At 65.6% G+C, this 17391-nt stretch carries 16 protein-coding genes; 13 read left to right on the forward strand and 3 right to left on the reverse strand.

The window, feature by feature from the left end; all coding sequences use genetic code 11:
* The first annotated feature begins 35 nt into the window (after window positions 1-35).
* The 5 genes from ACVWZM_RS28470 (at window position 36) to ACVWZM_RS28490 (ending at window position 4382) form a co-directional block, all read left to right on the forward strand.
* Window positions 36-914, forward strand: a complete 879-nt coding sequence (locus ACVWZM_RS28470) for an SMP-30/gluconolactonase/LRE family protein (protein ID WP_456856789.1) — start codon at window positions 36-38, stop codon at window positions 912-914.
* Between the two features lie 59 nt (window positions 915-973).
* Window positions 974-1702 carry a TetR/AcrR family transcriptional regulator gene (locus ACVWZM_RS28475; protein ID WP_076826067.1) on the forward strand — a complete coding sequence of 243 codons (729 nt, stop codon included), beginning with the start codon at window positions 974-976 and terminating at the stop codon, window positions 1700-1702.
* A gap of 19 nt (window positions 1703-1721) precedes the next feature.
* Window positions 1722-2591 (forward strand): ABC transporter substrate-binding protein, encoded by an 870-nt coding sequence (locus ACVWZM_RS28480; RefSeq protein ID WP_253589261.1) that lies wholly within the window; start codon window positions 1722-1724, stop codon window positions 2589-2591.
* Window positions 2592-2596: 5 nt separating this feature from the next.
* Complete coding sequence (locus ACVWZM_RS28485) at window positions 2597-3514, forward strand: DUF1932 domain-containing protein (RefSeq protein WP_253626116.1); 918 nt, start codon at window positions 2597-2599, stop codon at window positions 3512-3514.
* Between the two features lie 85 nt (window positions 3515-3599).
* Complete coding sequence (locus ACVWZM_RS28490) at window positions 3600-4382, forward strand: SDR family NAD(P)-dependent oxidoreductase (RefSeq protein WP_092089647.1); 783 nt, start codon at window positions 3600-3602, stop codon at window positions 4380-4382.
* 275 nt (window positions 4383-4657) lie between these two features.
* On the opposite strand, the gene ACVWZM_RS28495 is transcribed toward ACVWZM_RS28490, so the two are convergent.
* On the reverse strand, window positions 4658-5461 hold the full coding sequence (locus ACVWZM_RS28495; protein ID WP_253625543.1) for an enoyl-CoA hydratase: 804 nt from the start codon (window positions 5459-5461) through the stop codon (window positions 4658-4660).
* A gap of 385 nt (window positions 5462-5846) precedes the next feature.
* On the opposite strand from ACVWZM_RS28495, the gene ACVWZM_RS28500 reads away from it, so the two are divergent.
* Entirely contained in the window at window positions 5847-6500 is a 654-nt protein-coding gene (locus tag ACVWZM_RS28500) for a PilZ domain-containing protein (RefSeq protein ID WP_076826071.1), read from the forward strand.
* Window positions 6501-6521: 21 nt separating this feature from the next.
* Here ACVWZM_RS28500 and ACVWZM_RS28505 read toward each other — a convergent pair whose 3' ends face one another.
* Window positions 6522-7226: a hypothetical protein gene (locus ACVWZM_RS28505; RefSeq protein WP_076826073.1), complete on the reverse strand. Its 705-nt coding sequence runs from the start codon at window positions 7224-7226 to the stop codon at window positions 6522-6524.
* Window positions 7227-7409: 183 nt separating this feature from the next.
* Between ACVWZM_RS28505 and ACVWZM_RS28510 the strand changes: the two genes are divergently transcribed.
* From ACVWZM_RS28510 to ACVWZM_RS28540, 7 genes are all read left to right on the forward strand, one after another.
* Window positions 7410-8030, forward strand: coding sequence for a class I SAM-dependent methyltransferase (locus tag ACVWZM_RS28510; RefSeq protein WP_076826075.1), 621 nt, complete (start codon window positions 7410-7412; stop codon window positions 8028-8030).
* 23 nt (window positions 8031-8053) lie between these two features.
* Window positions 8054-8464, forward strand: coding sequence for a DOPA 4,5-dioxygenase family protein (locus ACVWZM_RS28515; RefSeq protein ID WP_057016923.1), 411 nt, complete (start codon window positions 8054-8056; stop codon window positions 8462-8464).
* Between the two features lie 137 nt (window positions 8465-8601).
* Complete coding sequence (locus tag ACVWZM_RS28520; RefSeq protein WP_253625544.1) at window positions 8602-10968, forward strand: putative bifunctional diguanylate cyclase/phosphodiesterase; 2367 nt, start codon at window positions 8602-8604, stop codon at window positions 10966-10968.
* A gap of 261 nt (window positions 10969-11229) precedes the next feature.
* Window positions 11230-12219, forward strand: coding sequence for a DUF2778 domain-containing protein (locus ACVWZM_RS28525; protein ID WP_076826079.1), 990 nt, complete (start codon window positions 11230-11232; stop codon window positions 12217-12219).
* A 303-nt stretch (window positions 12220-12522) separates the two neighbouring features.
* Complete coding sequence (locus tag ACVWZM_RS28530) at window positions 12523-13554, forward strand: aromatic ring-hydroxylating dioxygenase subunit alpha (RefSeq protein ID WP_456855406.1); 1032 nt, start codon at window positions 12523-12525, stop codon at window positions 13552-13554.
* 15 nt (window positions 13555-13569) lie between these two features.
* Complete coding sequence (locus tag ACVWZM_RS28535) at window positions 13570-14322, forward strand: GntR family transcriptional regulator (protein WP_038382468.1); 753 nt, start codon at window positions 13570-13572, stop codon at window positions 14320-14322.
* A 12-nt stretch (window positions 14323-14334) separates the two neighbouring features.
* A complete protein-coding gene (locus tag ACVWZM_RS28540) occupies window positions 14335-15327 on the forward strand; it encodes a PDR/VanB family oxidoreductase (RefSeq protein WP_253625547.1) in 993 nt (330 codons plus the stop codon).
* A gap of 31 nt (window positions 15328-15358) precedes the next feature.
* On the opposite strand, the gene ACVWZM_RS28545 is transcribed toward ACVWZM_RS28540, so the two are convergent.
* Window positions 15359-17320, reverse strand: coding sequence for a putative bifunctional diguanylate cyclase/phosphodiesterase (locus ACVWZM_RS28545; protein ID WP_253625548.1), 1962 nt, complete (start codon window positions 17318-17320; stop codon window positions 15359-15361).
* Window positions 17321-17391 lie beyond the last annotated feature (71 nt).

Genomic DNA, 17391 nt, shown 5'->3' on the forward strand with positions numbered 1-17391 from the left:
GTGACGCCATGACCGACCGTGCCGCCGAGCCGCTGATGGAAGAGGTGCCGACATCGGTGCTGTCGGCGGAGCGTTGCCATCTCGGCGAAGGCCCGACCTATGATGCGGCGACCGACACCGCCTGGTGGTTCGATATCCGCGAGCGCCGCCTGTTCGAGCATCGATTTGCAGGTGGCCGCACCGTCATCCACGGATTGCCGAAAATGGCGAGTGCATTGGCGCGGATCGACGGCGAGCGGCAGCTGATCCTTGCCGAAGATGGACTTTATGTACGGCACGTTGCAGACGGCCGCCTGGAGCTGTTCGCTGCGCTGGAGGCCGACAATCCGCTGACGCGCTCCAACGACGCGCGTGTGCATCCGTCGGGCACGTTCTGGCTCGGCACCATGGAGCGCCATGCCGAGCAGGGTGCCGGCGCGATCTATGCGCTGCACCGGGGCCGCATCGTGCGACTCTATCCCGGGATCACCATCCCGAATGCGATCTGCTTTTCGCCCGCGGGCGACATCGGCTATTTCGCCGATACCGCAACCAATGTGCTGCATCGCGTGCCGCTCGATCCATCAACAGGACTGCCGACCGGTGAACCCATCGAATTGATCAGGCATCAAGGCAGCGGCGGCCTCGACGGCGCGATCGTCGATGCCGACGGCCTGATCTGGAACGCGCGCTGGGGTGGCGGTCGCGTCGACGTTTACGATCCCGCCGGCCGGCATCTGCGTTCGCTGCGCGTACCCGCGAGGCAATCGAGCTGCCCGGCATTCGTCGGCCGCGACTTCTCGCGCGTGCTGGTCACTTCGGCCTGGCAGGACATGGATGAGGCGCAGCGTGCGGCCGATCCCGAGCGTGGCAGGACGTTCCTGCTCGAGGCCGCCGCGCGCGGTCGGGCAGAGCCTGACGTCAAACTATCCTGACGGATGGGTGCCGCGCGGCGTTGTTGACGCGACCGGATTATTTGGACGATAGTACAAATATGGTCCGCAAACCTGCCAGGTCTGACGTGAAGGCCGCCAGCGCCCGCAAGCCGAACATGCGCGAGGCGATCCTCGCCGCGGCGGAGGAATTGTTCTCGACCTACGGCTTCAACGCCGTCTCGGTACGCGACATCGCGCAGGCCGCCGGCGCCAATCCGGGCAGCGTGACCTATCATTTCAGGACCAAGGACGGCCTGCTGCTGGAAATCTATCGGCGCCATTGCGGCCCGATGAACCGCCGGCGCTCCGAGCTGTTGGCGGCGGCGCGGCGGGTGCGCGATCTGCAGGACCGGCTGGAGGCGATCGTGCGCGCCTATGTGTTGCCGGCCTTTACGTCCGGCAGCGATCTTGCCGGCGGCGGAACGCGGTTCACGCGATTGCGCGCGATCATGTCGGCCGAGGGCAATGAGGTCGTGCGCAAGATCATCGCGCAGACCTTCGACGACACCAGTCATGCCTTCATCGACGCGATTCATGAAAGCCTGCCGCATATTCCGCGTACCGATCTGGTCTGGCGCAGCCACTTCCTGCTCGGCGCGCTCTACTACACGCTGGTGACGCCGGAGCGCGTCTCGCGCCTGTCGCGCGGCAGCGCCGACGGCTCCGATGCCGGCCACGCCATCGAGGAACTGGTGCGCGCCACCGTTGCCGCGTTGCAGGCCGCGCCGCTCGACGAAGGGGCGCCCCGCAAGATCCCGGGCGCGAATCCGGGCCGAGTGGTGACCTGAACGTCCGGAGCTTGTCGCGATGGAGAAACTTCGGCTGCGCGCCGTGCTCGGCAATCATCCGCACATCCGGGCGGTGAAGAACGGTGAGCTTCGCTCCGAGCTGTTCGATCTCGACTTCAAAGAATTCACGCCGACCAACGCCGCGTTCAAGCCGATGGTGCGCGAGCAGGCCTTCGACGTCTGCGAGATGGCGATCGTGACCTATCTGATGGCAAGGGCGCACGGCAAGCCGCTGGTGCTGCTGCCGGCGGCGATGGTCGGCCGCTTCCAGCACGGCCATGCGCTCTATCGCGCCGACCTCGGTACGCTTGAGCCGGCCGATCTCGAAGGCAAGCGGGTCGGCATCCGCTCGTTCACGACCACGACCGGGGCATGGATGCGCGGCATCCTTGCCAATGACCATGGCGTGAACCTCGACAGGATCAACTGGGTCACGTTCGAGGATCCACATGTTGCGGAATATGTCGACAGCACCGAGCGCGCGCCGAAAGGCAAGACAATCGTCCAGATGCTGGGGGACGGCGAGGTCGACGCCGTGCTGGGCGAGACCTCCAGCGATCCGGAGCTCAAGCCGCTGTTCGCCGATCCAGCCCGAGAGGCGTCCCTGTGGTATCAGCGGCACGGCGTGGTGCCGGTCAATCATCTGGTGGTGGTGACATCGCGGCTTGCGGCGTCGCGGCCGGACGTGGTGCGGAGCCTGTACGAGCTGCTCAAGCGCGGCAAGGCAGCGGCCGGCCCGCCCAGCATGCCGGACCTGCTGCCGTTCGGCGTTGCGGCGAACCGCAAGCCGCTCGAATTGATGATCGACTATTGCGTCCAGCAGGCGTTGATCCCCCGGCGCGTCACGGTCGATGAGCTGTTCGACGACACAACACGGGACTTGAACTGATGACAATCTCCGGCGATCCGCGGCAATGGCAGGTCGGCATGCTCGGCTATGGCGAGGTCGGTCGCATCCTTGCCGAGGATCTGCGCCAGCAGGGCGTGAGGGTTTCGGCCTACGACATCAAGCTTGACCGCGGGCAGGGCGCGGCGCTGCGCGCACACGCGGCCGAGATCGGCGTCGAGCTCGCGCAATCCCATGCCGATCTCGCGGCGCGGGCCGATTTCATCATCTCGGCGGTGACGGCGAGCCAGGCGGTGCCGGTGGCCGCGGCCTGCGCGCCCGGGATCCAGAGCGGGGTCTGGTTTCTCGATTTCAACTCGGCCTCGCCCGGCGCCAAGCAGCGCGCGGCGGCGCACATCGACGGCGCCGGTGGCCGCTATGTCGAAGGCGCGGTGATGACTTCGCTGCCGCCGTACCGGATCAGGGTGCCGCTGCTGCTCGGCGGCCAAGGCGCGCGGGAGCTGGCGCCGCTGCTGGTCGCGCTCGGTTTTGCGGCGAAGGTCGCAAGCGACGAGCTTGGGGTCTCCTCTGCAGTCAAGATGTGTCGCAGCATCATGATCAAGGGGCTGGAGGCCATGGTGATCGAGAGCTTCACCACCGCGCGCGCCTATGGCGTCGAGGATGCGGTGCTCGCCTCGCTCAAGGAGACCTTTCCGTCGATCGACTGGGAGAAGCAGGGCGCCTATTTCTTTCAGCGGGTGATCGAGCACGGCCGGCGGCGCGCCGAGGAGGTGCGCGAGGTGGCGGAGACCGTGCGCGAGGCCGGGCTGACGCCATGGTCTGCCTCCGGCACCGCCGAGCGGCAGGGCTGGATCGCCGACCTTGCCGATGAGGGCGTGTTCGGACCCAGGGGAACGCCGGACTTCGCCCGCAGCGCCGACTGGCGTACCGAGGCCGACCGGATTCTCGCGCGCATCAAGTCGTAAGGTCTCGCCCGGAGAATCCGCCGCGTTCCCTGCCGACGCGCAATGCGCTATTGCTCCATGAACAGTTTGTTCTGGAGGCACTCCCATGAAGAATTCCGGCAAGGTCGTCGCCATCACGGGGGCGGCACGCGGCATCGGCAAGGCCTGCGCGGCGCGCTTCCTGTCCGACGGCGCCAGGGTCGTCATCTCGGATGTCGACGCTGCAGGGCTGGTCCACACCGCCCAGGAACTCGGACATATCGATCAGTTGCGGGCGGTCGAGGCCGACGTCAGCAAGCGCGCCGATGTCGATCGCATTGTCGCGACCGCGGTGAAGGAGTTCGGCCGGCTCGACGTCATGGTCAACAATGCCGGCGTCGCGCGCAACCGCGACTTCCTCGACATCAGCGAGGCCGAATTCGACGACGTGATGGGCATCAACCTCAAGGGCGCGTTCTTCGGCGTCCAGGCTGCGGCGCGCCAGATGATCGCGCAGGGCGGTGGCGGCGTCGTCGTCAACATGTCCTCGGTCAACGCGCTGCTCGCGATCCCCTCGCTCGCGACCTATGCGATGTCCAAGGGCGCGATGAAGCAGCTCACCTCGGTCGCCGCCGTGGCGCTGGCGCCGCACGGCATTCGCGTCGTGGCGGTCGGACCCGGCACGATCCTGACCGAGATGGTGGCGACGGCGATCTTCTCGTCCGAGGATGCGCGGCGCAGCGTGCTGTCGCGGACGCCGGCCGGCCGCTGCGGCGAGCCGAGCGAGGTCGCTGCCGTCGTGGCATTCCTTGCCAGCGACGATGCCTCCTACATCACCGGCCAGACCATCTATCCCGACGGCGGGCGGTTGATCCTGAACTACACGGTCCCGGTCAGCGAGAAGAAGTAGGGCAGGTTCAACCGCGAGCACACTGCCAAAATATCGAAAACAACCCCATGCAAAGGAGCCGCCGGCGCCGGCGTTCGACCAGGCGACTTGACACGTCGGGCAAATCAGCGGCATTCTTCCATTATTCAGAAATCGTGCGATCGTCATCCGGCGTCATCACCCGCGCATGCGCATGCGGGTGATATTCCAGAGGCGGTCGTGCTTGAGCCGATGGGCCGCCGCGGACTGGATCGCCCGGTTGAACCGGGCGATGACCGGTGAGGATGAGGACGCCGCTACCGGCCCTTGAACTGCGGCTTGCGCTTCTCCATGAAAGCGTTGCGGCCTTCGCGGAAGTCCGCACTGTCCATGCATTCGATGCCGACCTGCTTGATCGCCGCCATGTCGCGATCGGCGGGATCCTTCAGCACCTGCGCGATGGTGATCTTGGCGGCTTTGATCGCCAGCGGCGCGTTGCCCGAAATGGTGCGCGCGATCTCTATGGTCGCGTCCCAGAGCTCGTTGTCCGGCAGCACGCGATCGACGAGGCCGATCCGCAGCGCCTCGGCGGAATCGATCCGCATGCCCGTATACATGATCAGCCGCGCCCAGGACGGGCCGACCAGCGATACCAGATGGCGCAGCCCGTCATAGCCATAGGCGATGCCGAGCTTGGCCGCGGGAATGCCGAACTGGCCGCTGGCGCCGGAGATACGGATATCGGTCAGCATCGCGACCTGCATGCCGCCGCCGAGGCAGAAGCCGCGGATGCAGGCGATGGTCGGCTTCGGATAGTCGGCGAGCAGGGTGCGCTGGGCGGCGCTGCGCCGTGAATATTCCTCGGAGGCCTCGGCGTTGTGCCTTGTCTTCTCGAACTGGCTGATATCGGCGCCTGATACGAACGCCTTGTCGCCGGCGCCGACCAGGATCACGACGCGGACAGCCGGCTCGTCGCGCAACGCCGTCAGCGCCTCGCCGAGCCCCTCCCACATCTCCAGCGACATCGCATTGCGCTTGTCGGGATTGTTGAAGGTGATGACGCCGACACCGTCGACGACGTCCTGCAGGATCTTGCCGTCGGCAAGCGATTTGTTTGACATGTTGAGCCTATGAGGGTCCGGACCGATCGAGCGAAGGCTAGCACCCGGCCGACAGCCGGGGCAGGCGGTTTGGAGCACGGCGCGATTGCATTGCCGGGCGGCAACTCTCCCGGCAGTTGTACGGTTCGCAAAATAAACCGCCGCGAAACGGTTGCGCCATGGAGTGCGCCGCCGACGCTCCGTCCCGGTTTAACTTTTTCCTAGTTTTTCGACGGTATGGCTGTACGCACCTGCGCGCCAGGACCATTCCGCCACGCGCTGGGATGCGTGCCGCAGCTGCCCGCTACCATCGCGTCGGTAGCGGACTTCCCCACCACCGGACCGGCAGTGAAGCCGGTCAATCCCGACCTCCGTGCACTCACATCGCCTCGGGCGAGGTTCAGTCGTGTCCGTCGAAAAGTTTCTCAAGCAACGCGCGGTCAAGATCACCGTCAATGGCAGCTACACGTTGCCGAACTGGTACGATGCCCAGGGCAAATTGCGCACCTTCGCCTGCCGCACGACGCGCGTCTCGCCGTTCCGGATGATCGTGGACGTGCCCGTCGTCGGCAAGGTCGGCGACCGGCTGACTTCGTATTTCGAGGAGTTCGGCAAATTCGAGGGCTGCATCACCGACACGATGAGCGGCAGCTTCCTGCTCGAGCTCGAGATGACGCATGCCATGCGTGAGAAGTTCGCCGACAAGCTGACCTGGATCGAGAAGAAGCAAAAGGATCCGAGCATCCGCGAGGCGCGCAACAACCCGCGTTTCGTTCCCGTCGCGCCGCATGCCATGTTGACGCTGGCGGACGGCACCATGCAGAGCTGCTTCATCATCGACATGTCGCTGTCCGGCGCGGCGGTCTCCTCCGAGGCGCAGCCGCCGGTCGGCATGCCGCTTGCGATCGGCGCCTGCGTCGGGCGGGTGGTCCGGCATCTGCCGAACGGCTTCGCCATCAAGTTCGTCGAGACCTACAAGCAGAGCGAACTGGCCCGCCTGATCTCGCGCAAATCCAAGGAATTGCAGCAAGCGTCGGCCGACGGGAACCCTGTCGCCTGACGGCCGGGATCCGCCGGCTCCCTAGGTCAGCTGTTCCGGGTCTTCGGCCGCGCGCATCCGCGAGATAGTGTGCTCGGTTGCATTTGGACCGGCCGCCGCGATCGCGATCTCCCGCGCCAAATTGGTGCATTCGGCCCACATCAGGAAGAACACCAGCGGTGGCCGTTCGCGCGCTTCCAGCAGTTGCCGGCAACGCTCGGCCGCGCCGTCGATCGCCCACCACTGTTGGGCGACCACCATGACTCTGCGGAAGCTCCGCAACGTGCCGGAAAATTTTTGCGGATCGGCGCCCACGAGCGCGCCGCAATGGTTCAGCCAGTTCAGGCCAGCGTAGATCGCAATCCCGTAGTCTTCGATCGCGGTGCCGGTGAAATCGACGACGGTCTTGTCGTGCGCGCGCTGGCGCAGGAAAGCATCGATCATCTCCGCCTGGCGGGCCGGATCGACCAGCAGCGAGATGTCCTGCCGCGGCACCATCGGGACATAGCGCATCGCTTCAAGCCGCGTGTGCTCCCAGATCGCACTGATGTCGCCGAGCAGATCGCCGGACTTGCGTTTGCAGGCCGGATAGACCAGCACGCCATTGTCGGCGAGATCGAGATAGCGCGGGACCACCTTGTCGAGCGCGGCGACAAACGCCAATGGATCGGTAAGGCCGCGCAAGTCGCTGGCGGCGTCCTCCGCTTGTGCAGGCTTGTTGCCGCGTGTCCAGCCGAAATTGGCCATCCCCGGACGTCCTGATCTCAACCCGGCTATCAGGTTAGTTGGAAAATGCGGCGAAGCAAATGCGGCATTTGCTGCTACGCCGCCGTGCGTGCCCGCCGCTGCCGGTTGACGCGAGAGACCGCCGCGCCTAGCTGATGGTTAATGGCGCAACGCAGGTTGTTGCCGCTTTCGGGACCTATCGCCATGACCGCTTCTGATTGGCAATCGCATTGGCAGACTGTCTATCTGACCAAGGGAGAGCAACAGGTGAGCTGGTCGCAGGCCGATCCGCAGCCATCGCTGCGCCTGATCGAAACGGTTGCGCCCGGCCGCGACGCCTCGATCGTCGACGTCGGCAGCGGAGCTTCGCGACTTGTCGATGCGCTGCTGGCGAGCGGCTTTCATGATGTGACCTTGCTCGATCTCTCTGAAGCGGCACTGGCGAACGCGCGGGAGCGGATCGGCGCAGCAGGTGACGCGGTGCACTGGATCGTAGGTGACGCAACGGTCTGGCAGCCGCAGCAGACCTTCGACATCTGGCACGATCGCGCGGCGTTTCACTTCCTGGTCGAGGAACCAGACCGTGCAGCTTATCTCGACCGGCTGCATCGCGGCGTCAAAGCAGGCGGGCACGCCGTGATCGGCACCTTCGCGCTGGATGGCCCGGAGAAGTGCAGCGGCCTGCCGGTGCAGCGCTATGACCCCGCGACGCTCAGCAGGACCATTGGTCCGGCATTCGAGTTGATCGCGCATGAGGCGCACCGGCACGTCACGCCCTGGGGCGCGACGCAGTCGTTCCAGTTCAGTGTGCTGCGGCGCAAGTGACCGGCCGCGGAGGGAGAGGTGAGATGACGGACGCGCCACGGATGATCGGCGAGATCGCGAGCTACCACGCCCATGTCTATTACGACCCCGCGGCCAGCCGGGACGAGGCGGAGCGGCTGCGCAACTGGATCGGCGAGCGCTTTCTGGTCACGCTCGGACGCTGGCACGACGTCAAGGTCGGCCCGCACGATCAGGCGATGTATCAGGTGGCGTTTGCGGCCGAGTTGTTCCCGACCCTGGTGCCGTGGCTGATGCTGAACCACGGCAGCCTAAGCATCCTGGTCCATCCCAACACCACCAATCCGCGCCGCGACCACCACGACGATCCGCTCTGGATCGGCACGCCGCTCGCCGTCCACGCCGACAAGCTGCCCGAAGAGGCGGAGATGGAGCAGGCGCCGACGCCGAACACGTCGCCGACACTGCGTCCCTGAGCGTCGCGGCTGTTGCGTAAAGTTTGACGCAATTGTGCTGCAGCCAAGTCGTTTCAAACTCATCGCGTTTTGCAACGTGAGGTTAAGTCACCATTCCTAGGCTACCCGATAAATTTCAGGGTCGGGGCGCATTGGGCATGTTCTTTTCGTTTCGAAGCTGGTCGTTGTGGCGGGTGGTGGGACCGCTGCTGGCCATCGTGTTGCTGCTGGGCGGCCTGTCGACGGGCAGCCTGCAGGTGATGTCCGCGGTCAGGGCCTATGTGGCCGGCGAAAGCATGTGGTCGAAGGGGCAGAAGGACGCCATCCACTACCTGCAGACCTATGTCAGCACCGGTGCGCCGATCTATCTGCAGAAGTTCGATGCCGCGATCGCGGTGCCGCTGGCCGATCGCACGGCGCGGCGCGCGCTGGAAGCGCCGGGCGACAATGACGCGGTGGCGAGGGCCGGCTTCGCCAGGGCAGGTAATCATGATGACGACATCGGCGGCCTGATCTGGCTGTTCAAATATTTCCGCACGATGCACCACGTGGCCGGCGCGGTGACGGCATGGCGCAATTCGGGTGCGCTGCTCGATCAGCTGATTGAAATCCGGAACGAGGCGGCGAGCGACGTCGCGCTGCACGATCCGTCGGCTGCGACCATCAGGCATTGGGCCGAACGGATCGGTACGGTTGATGCGGCGCTGAGCACGCTCGCCGTCGATTTCTCCGATCATCTGGGCAAGGCGTCGCGTCAGGTCTCCGCGCTGCTGCTGCTGGTCAACCTCGTGATCGCGGCCTGCCTTGCCGGCATCGTGCTGGTCCATACGCGGCGGATGCTGTGGCGGCGCTGGCTTGCCGAGACCGCGCTCGCGGTCGAGAAGGAGCGCGCCCAGCTCACGCTGGCGTCGATCGGCGATGCCGTCATCGTGACGACGCAGGACGATCGGGTCGACTACATGAACGCCGCCGCGCAGCGGCTCATCGCGGCAGGGCAGGAGGTGACGGGACGGCCGCTGTCGTCGCTGTTCAACATTGCCGAACAGCCGGTGCGCGGATCGTTCGACGCCGACGACGAAAGCCGGCCGCAGCTCCTGGTGCGGCCGGACCACTCCAGCGTGCCGGTCTCGGTGGTCGAGACCCCGATCGTGTATGCCGGAGAACCGGCCGGCCGCGTCATGATCATTCACGACATGACCGCCGAGCGGCGGCTGGTCGAGGAATTGGCGCGGGCTGCCTCGCATGACGCGCTCACCGGCCTTGCCAACCGCCGGCAGTTCGAGTTCGAACTGCACAAAGCGATGTCGGGCTCGCCGGCCGTCGGCGCCGACCTGATGCTGATCGATCTTGATCAGTTCAAGATCGTCAACGACACCTGCGGCCACATGGCGGGCGACCGGTTGCTGAAGCAGGTGGCGAGGCTGCTGGCGACCGAAGTCGGCAGCAGCGGCCTCGTCGCGCGTCTTGGCGGCGACGAGTTCGGCATTCTCCTGCGTGACGACGGCTCCGCGACGCACGACGTCGCTGCCGACGTTGCGGAGCGGGTCAGGGCGGTGATCGAGCAGTCGAACTTCATTTATGAGGGATCGAGCTTCCGGATCAGCGCGAGCATCGGCCTGGTCGGGCTGGCCGACAGCGCCGGCGTGCAGGACGCGTTGCGGCTTGCCGACGTTGCCTGTTTCCTTGCCAAGGACAAGGGACGCAATCGCGTCCAGGAGCACCGCCCGTCCGACACCGGCATGGCCGTGCGCGTTGCCGAGATGAGCTGGGTCAATCGCATTCGCAAGGGACTGGATGAGGGGCGCTTCTGCCTCTACGAGCAGGAGATCCGCCCGGTGAACGGCGTGCTGAAGGGCAACGACCGGCGCGAGCTCTTGCTGCGCCTGCGCGACGAGAGCGGCGCGCTGGTGCCGCCCGGCAGTTTCCTGCCCGCCGCCGAACGCTACGGGCTGATGCCGCTGATCGACCGCTGGGTGGTTCGCCGCGCCTTCGAGATCATCGCCGAGCGCAAGCACCAGCCGCGCAAGATTGCGAGCTACGCCATCAACCTGTCCGGCGCCACCATCGGCGACAGCGACTTCGTCGACTTCGTCGCCGGGCTGTTCGCGCAGCTTGACGTTTCGCCGGCATCGGTGTGTTTCGAGATCACCGAAACCAGCGCAATCTCGAACCTCGACGAGGCGCAGAAGTTCATCGCGCGGCTGCGCGAGATCGGCTGCAGCTTCTCGCTCGACGATTTCGGCACCGGCATGTCCTCGATCGCCTATCTGAAGCACCTGCCGGTCGACATCATCAAGATCGACGGTTCGTTCGTGAAGGAGATCCTGAACAGCAAGGTCGATCGGGCGATGGTCGAGATGATCACCAAGACCGCGAAGATCATGCAGAAGCAGGTGGTCGCGGAATTTGTCGAGAACCTCGCGATCCTGGACGAGCTGCGCCAGATCGGGGTCGATTACGCCCAGGGTTACGCCATCGGGAAGCCGGTCCCGGTGCTCACTCTCTGGGAAGAAAAGATCGCCTGAGCCGCCGAAATCGTCCCGAATCGGGACATTTTCGGTCAATTCAGCCCGCCCAAGGCTGATTCTCTGGCACTTTCCATCCGAAAAACGTTTAAAAAACCTCTCGTTGTGCGCTTTGTCTCGATTATGCCTTACTCTAATTCCCTGATATGATGAGTGATCGGTGAATCCCGGTGGGCCGGGTAACAGGCCCCAGAGCACCGAACTTGGGGATTGATGGGTCAACGAACGACGAAACCTGCCCGGCGCAAGTCGAGCCGCGGCATGTCTCTGGTGGGCAGCACGGCGTTTGCCGTGAGCGCGCTTGCCCTGTCGTCTGGCCTTGCCGCCTGGATGGTCGGCATCGACCCCACCGCATGGCTTCACGGTCCGGCGCTCGCCAACACCACCGCCTCGCTGAACTTCGACGATCGCTTCGGCTCTCGCTCCACGATCAATTCGGCCTCACTCTATTATCCACTGCGCCGCGGGTTCCGTTCGAGCCGCGGCGATTTCAATTCCGAGTTCGGCCAGATCGAGGACGCGCTGTCCGGCCAGCTGCGCGACACGCAGACCGAACTGCCGACCAGCCAGTCGGCGACGGCGTCCGTCGCCGCCACGACCACAGCGACGACGTCCACCGTGCCGATGCCGCGGTCGCGGCCGGCCGAGGCCAATCTGCTTGCGCGTAACGATCAGCCGCCACCGCCACAGGCGCCGGTGCAGCAGGGCGACAACCGGACGTTCCTGCAGAAGATTGCCGACATGATGCCGGGCAAGATGCAGCTGGCCTCGCTCGATCCGAATGACGGATTGTTGTCCGGTCCGAGCCCCGATCTCGGCAAGCTCGGCTATGACAGCACCACGGCGGTCTACGACATCACCGGCCGCGTCGTGTACATGCCCGACGGCACCAAGTTCGAGGCGCATTCAGGCCTCGGCAATCTGCTCGACGACCCGGCGCATGTGAATGCCCGCAACGCCGGCGCGACGCCGCCCGGCATCTATGAGATGAAGCCGCGCGAGAAGCTGTTCCACGGCGTGCCCGCGCTGCGCATGACCCCGGTCGATGGCAGCGACACGTTCGGGCGCGTTGGCCTCTTGGTCCACAGCTACATGCTCGGACCGAATGGCGACTCCAACGGCTGCATCTCGGTCAAGCACTACGACAAGTTCCTGCAGGCCTACCGCAGCGGCACGATCAAGCGCATCGCCGTCGTCATCAACATCAAGGATGTTCAGTCGGCCTCGACCCGCGCGGCGTCGAACTCGTAGGCCGCGCGCCGGCGCCTCCGGCAAATTGCGCAGGCTCTTGCAGAGTCCAACCTTCGATCCGCTGACCGCCTCCAGCGCGGCCTGGTTGCTTCTTCCATCGTCTCGGAAAATTGCACCACGTTGTCGCCAGCTCTCCCTGGAGGCGGCGCCGGCTTGATTGTCTTCCCGACACGGTGCAATTATGTATACTGAAAATCGGACATAAATACCCTGATACCTCGTATTTGCCTATTTTGCGAACACGATGTATACATAGCGTATTCATAAACGCTGAGAGGCGGACCAGTGCCAAAACCCTTTCCAATGAACGCATGGTACGCGGCCGGCTGGGATGCCGAGATCAAGCACGCGCTGTTGCCGAGGACGATCTGCGGAAAGCATGTCGTGATGTACCGGAAGGGCGACGGCGAGATGGTGGCGCTGGAGGATGCCTGCTGGCACCGCCTCGTGCCGCTCTCCAAGGGCCGGCTCGATGGCGATGCCGTGGTCTGCGGCTATCACGGCTTGAAATACAATGCGCAGGGCCGCTGCACCTTCATGCCCTCGCAGGAGACGATCAATCCGTCGGCCTGCGTCCGCGCCTATCCCGTCGTCGAGCGCCACCGCTTCATCTGGCTCTGGATGGGGGATCCCGCGCTTGCCGACCCGGCGCTGGTGCCAGACATGCACTGGAACCACGACCCGGCCTGGGCCGGCGACGGCAAGACCATTCACGTCAATTGCGACTATCGCCTCGTCGTCGACAATCTGATGGACCTGACGCACGAGACCTTCGTGCACGGCTCGAGCATCGGCAATGATGCGGTCGCCGAGGCGCCGTTCGACGTCACCCATGGCGAGAAGACGGTCACCGTAACGCGCTGGATGAAGGGCATCGAGGCGCCGCCGTTCTGGGCCAAGCAGCTGCAGAAGCCGGGCCTGGTCGATCGCTGGCAGATCATCCGCTTCGAAGCGCCGTGCACCGTCAACATCGACGTCGGCGTCGCGCCGGCCGGTTCGGGCGCGCCGGAGGGCGATCGCTCGCAGGGCGTCAACGGCTATGTGCTGAACACGATCACGCCCGAGACCGAGAAGACCTGCCATTACTTCTGGGCGTTCGTCCGCAATCACCGCATTACCGAGCAGCGGCTGACTAGCGAAATCCGCGACGGCGTCGCCGGCATCTTCCATGAGGATGAGATCATCCTGGAAGCGCAGCAGCGGGCGATGGACGAGAATCCGGACCGGGTGTTCTACAATCTCAACATCGACGCCGGCGCAATGTGGGCACGGCGCGTCATCGACCGCATGGTGGCGAAGGAAAATCCGCCGCAGCAGCTGCAGGCTGCCAAGTAGACGAGGGGCGAGCCCATGGCGGAACGCGAGACCGATCGTTCAGTGTCGCAGACCGTGCGGGCGCAGCTTGCGCTGCGCGACCTCGTTCTCTCCGGCGGCCTGCGGCCCGGCGAGCGGATCTCGGAGCTGCAGGCGGTCGAGTTCACCGGCGTGTCGCGCACGCCGGTGCGGATGGCGCTGGTCCGGCTGGAGGAGGAAGGCCTGCTGGAGGCGATCCCTTCCGGCGGCTTCATGGTCAAGGCATTTTCCGAGCGCGACATTCTCGATTCGATCGAGCTGCGCGGCACGCTGGAGGGACTGGCCGCGCGCTTCGCCGCCGAGCGCGGCGTCTCGTCGCGCGATCTCGAGCCGCTGAAGGAATGCCTCAACGAGATCGACGGCCTGGTGCGGCAGGATCCGATTTCGGTCGAAGCCTTTTCGTCCTATGTCGCGCTCAATGCGCGCTTCCACGCGCTGCTCACCGAGCTGTCGCGCAGCCCGCCGCTGATCCGGCAGATCGACCGCGCCTCGGCGCTGCCATTCGCCTCGCCGAGCGGCTTCGTGATGGCGCAATCGGCGTTGCCCGAGGCGCGTCAGATCCTGCTGATCGCGCAGGATCACCATCGCATTGTGGTCGACGCCATCGAGAACCGCGAGGGCGCGCGCGCCGAGGCGATCATGCGCGAGCACGCAAGGCTTGCGGCACGCAATCTGCGGCTGGCGCTGCGCAACCGCAGCCATCTCGATCTGCTGCCGGCGCTGGCGCTGATCAATTCGGCAGCCGGCTGAGCGGAGAACGCCATGCGATTCATCGAGACCTGGACACCCGCCACGCTGCTCGCCGTGCGCGACCTCACGCCCGGCATCCGTGAATTCCTGCTGCGGCCGGATAACTTTACGGGCGCGCCCTATCCGGTCGGCAGCCATATCGATGTCGGCGTCACCATCGAAGGCCAGCCGCAGACCCGCTCCTATTCGCTGGTCGGCGAAGTCGATCCGCAGGGCTACCGGATCGCAGTTCGGCGCGCAGCGGATTCCCGCGGCGGCTCGCGCTACATGTGGTCGCTCGCGCCGGGCGTGCGCCTCAACATCACGCTGCCGACCTCGCTGGTGCAGCTCGACTGGACGCGGCGGCAGTTCTGCCTGATCGCGGGCGGCATCGGCATCACGCCGATCGTCGGTGCGGCACAGGCGCTCGCCCGCCGCGACGCCGGCGTGACGCTGCACTATGCCGTGCGCACGCGCGGCGATGCGGTCTATCTTGAACCGCTTGAGCGTGCGCTCGGCGACCGCCTCACCGTCCACGCCGGCGACGAAGGCAGGCGGCTCGACCTCGAGCGCGTCTTTTCGGCGCTGCCGCAGGACACGATGACACTGTTCTGCGGCCCGATGCGGATGCTGGACGCGGCGCGGCGCGCCTGGGAGGAATCCGGCCGCCCGCTCTCCGACTTGCGCTACGAGACCTTTGGATCGAGCGGGCTGCTGCCGACCGAGCCGTTCCGCGTGCGGCTCAGGGGCGAGGGGACTGAGCTGGGGACCGAGTTCGTCATCCCGCGCGACCGGTCGATGCTGGACGTGCTCAACGAAGCCGGTCATGAGGTGATGAACGACTGCCGGCGCGGTGAATGCGGGGTCTGCGCGCTCGACGTGGTCGATGTCGACGGCGAGATCGACCATCGCGACGTCTTCTTCAGTGACCATCAGAAGCGGGAGAGCCGCAAGATCTGCGCCTGCGTGTCGCGCGCCCGCGGCACCATCACGGTCGACACCCTGCATCGGTCGGACACGCCCTGACGAGCCGATCGGCGCGGACGGTCGATCGGCGTTACGCCGCGTGCACCGAGTGCTGCGGATCGTGATCGAGCAGTGCGGAGATCTCGCTGCCTGACATCGGCCGCCCGATCAGATAGCCCTGGACCTCATCGCAACTGGTCTGGCGCAGATATTCGAGCTGATCCGCGGTTTCGACGCCTTCGGCCACGACGCCGATCTGCAGCTCCTGCGCGAGGCCGATCACCGATTTGACGATCGCGGCGCAGTCCGGCTGGGTCAGCATGTCCCGGATGAAGGATTGATCGATCTTGATACGGCTGAACGGCAGCTTGCGCAGATAGGTCAGCGACGAGAAGCCGGTGCCGAAATCGTCGAGCGCGACCGTCAGGCCGAGCTCGAGCAGCGCGTGCAGGATCGCGGGCGCCGATCCGTATTTCGAGATCAGCATCGACTCGGTGATCTCGATCTCGAGACGGTTCGGCGCGACGTTCGCCTCGGCCAGAGCGTCGACGATCGTCTGCAGGATGCCGACGTTCTGGAACTGGACCGCGGAGAAATTGACCGCGATCCGGATGTCATCCGGCCAGCGCGACAGCATCGCGCAAGCGTGGCGGATCACCCACTCGCCGAGCTGGTGGATCAGCCCGCTTTCCTCGGCGATCGGGATGAAGACGGTCGGCGGGATCAGGCCGCGCGTCGGATGCTGCCAGCGCAGCAGGGCCTCGAAGCCGGTGACGCGGCCTTTGCGGATGTCGAGGAACGGTTGGTAGACCAGAAACAGCTCGTCCGCCTCGATCGCGTGCTCGAGATCCCGCTGCAAGGCGCGGCGGTCGCGCGCCGACCGGTCGTCGCTAGCCTCGAAGAAGCAGATGGTACCGGGCGCGGATTTCTTCGCCCGGTAAAGCGCGATGTCGACATGCTTGAGCAGGTCGTGGGACGTGCTGCCGTCTCGGGGCGCCAGCACGATGCCGATGCTGACCATGCGGTTGACCTCCAGCCCGTCGATCGGGAACGGCTCGGCAAAGGCCGCGACGAACCGTTCGGCGATCGCCAGCGCATCCTCGGGCCTTGCCAGATTCGACATGATCAGGGCGAATTCGTCGCCGCCGATCCGTGCGACATGTTCGGCCGCGCGCGTGCAGCGCTGCAACCGGGCCGCGACCTGCACCAGGAACTCGTCGCCTGCCGGATGGCCGAACCTGTCGTTGACCTCCTTGAAGCGATCGAGATCGAGCAGCAGCACCGCGAATTCTTCGCCCGACCGCGCCAGCCGGTTCAGTGCGCTGTTGAGCGCTTCATTGAAGGCGACGCGGTTCGGCAGATGCGTCAGCGGATCCTGCCTCACCGTCCGTTCGGCCTCGTGCTGGGCGATGATCCGCCGCCTGAACTCGAACGCGTTGACGAACACGCCGCGCAGCAGCACCGAGCCGTAGACCACGACCAGCACGGCCATCAGGAGGTAGACGAAATCGCCGTCCCGGCCGAGGCAGATCGCGGTGCCGACGAAGATCGGCGCGGTGAACGCAATCGCGGCGATCGGGATGGTGGAGAACGCGAAGGCGCCGCCGGCCAGCATTCCGGCGCACAGGCAGGTGATGACGAGCTGGGCGCCGCTCGATGCGTTCGCGAAGAAGGCGACGGGGACGACGCCCCAGGCCGTCCCGAGCGCCAGCGCATTGCGCACCAGCCGGTACATGGTTCGGCGCGACACGAATTGCGGCTTGGCGATGCGGCGCGATGCCCGCGCCTGCAGGCCGAAGAACAGCGCCGCGCTGCCCACCGCGGCCGCCCACACCAGCGCGAAGGCCCAGTCCGGCGATTGCCACAGCGCAATCGCCAGCACCATCGCGTTGCAGGCATTGGCCAGCATGATGCCGAAGGAATAGCCGAGCACCAGCGAGACCTGTTCGGCGCGGATGTGGCCGGCAAGCGCTTCATCCGTCGGTGGTGCACCGAAGGCCGCGAGGTCGCCGGCGAACAGGGTCGCGAAATATGATCTCAGATGGGTACGCATCACTACGTTGCCTGCCCGGTTTGGCCATGGCGCCGTGGCGAAGAATTCTCTGCAAACCTTTGACAAACTAT

Source organism: Bradyrhizobium sp. USDA 4501 (assembly GCF_054062115.1).

Coding starts and splice junctions, on each gene's coding strand:
- ACVWZM_RS28470 (WP_456856789.1), top strand. CDS start 36: ATGGAAGAGGTGCCGACATCGGTGCTGTCGGCGGAGCGTTGCCATCTC.
- ACVWZM_RS28475 (WP_076826067.1), top strand. CDS start 974: ATGGTCCGCAAACCTGCCAGGTCTGACGTGAAGGCCGCCAGCGCCCGC.
- ACVWZM_RS28480 (WP_253589261.1), top strand. CDS start 1,722: ATGGAGAAACTTCGGCTGCGCGCCGTGCTCGGCAATCATCCGCACATC.
- ACVWZM_RS28490 (WP_092089647.1), top strand. CDS start 3,600: ATGAAGAATTCCGGCAAGGTCGTCGCCATCACGGGGGCGGCACGCGGC.
- ACVWZM_RS28495 (WP_253625543.1), bottom strand. CDS start 5,461: ATGTCAAACAAATCGCTTGCCGACGGCAAGATCCTGCAGGACGTCGTC.
- ACVWZM_RS28505 (WP_076826073.1), bottom strand. CDS start 7,226: ATGGCCAATTTCGGCTGGACACGCGGCAACAAGCCTGCACAAGCGGAG.
- ACVWZM_RS28510 (WP_076826075.1), top strand. CDS start 7,410: ATGACCGCTTCTGATTGGCAATCGCATTGGCAGACTGTCTATCTGACC.
- ACVWZM_RS28515 (WP_057016923.1), top strand. CDS start 8,054: ATGACGGACGCGCCACGGATGATCGGCGAGATCGCGAGCTACCACGCC.
- ACVWZM_RS28520 (WP_253625544.1), top strand. CDS start 8,602: ATGTTCTTTTCGTTTCGAAGCTGGTCGTTGTGGCGGGTGGTGGGACCG.
- ACVWZM_RS28525 (WP_076826079.1), top strand. CDS start 11,230: ATGTCTCTGGTGGGCAGCACGGCGTTTGCCGTGAGCGCGCTTGCCCTG.
- ACVWZM_RS28530 (WP_456855406.1), top strand. CDS start 12,523: ATGAACGCATGGTACGCGGCCGGCTGGGATGCCGAGATCAAGCACGCG.
- ACVWZM_RS28535 (WP_038382468.1), top strand. CDS start 13,570: ATGGCGGAACGCGAGACCGATCGTTCAGTGTCGCAGACCGTGCGGGCG.
- ACVWZM_RS28540 (WP_253625547.1), top strand. CDS start 14,335: ATGCGATTCATCGAGACCTGGACACCCGCCACGCTGCTCGCCGTGCGC.
- ACVWZM_RS28545 (WP_253625548.1), bottom strand. CDS start 17,320: ATGCGTACCCATCTGAGATCATATTTCGCGACCCTGTTCGCCGGCGAC.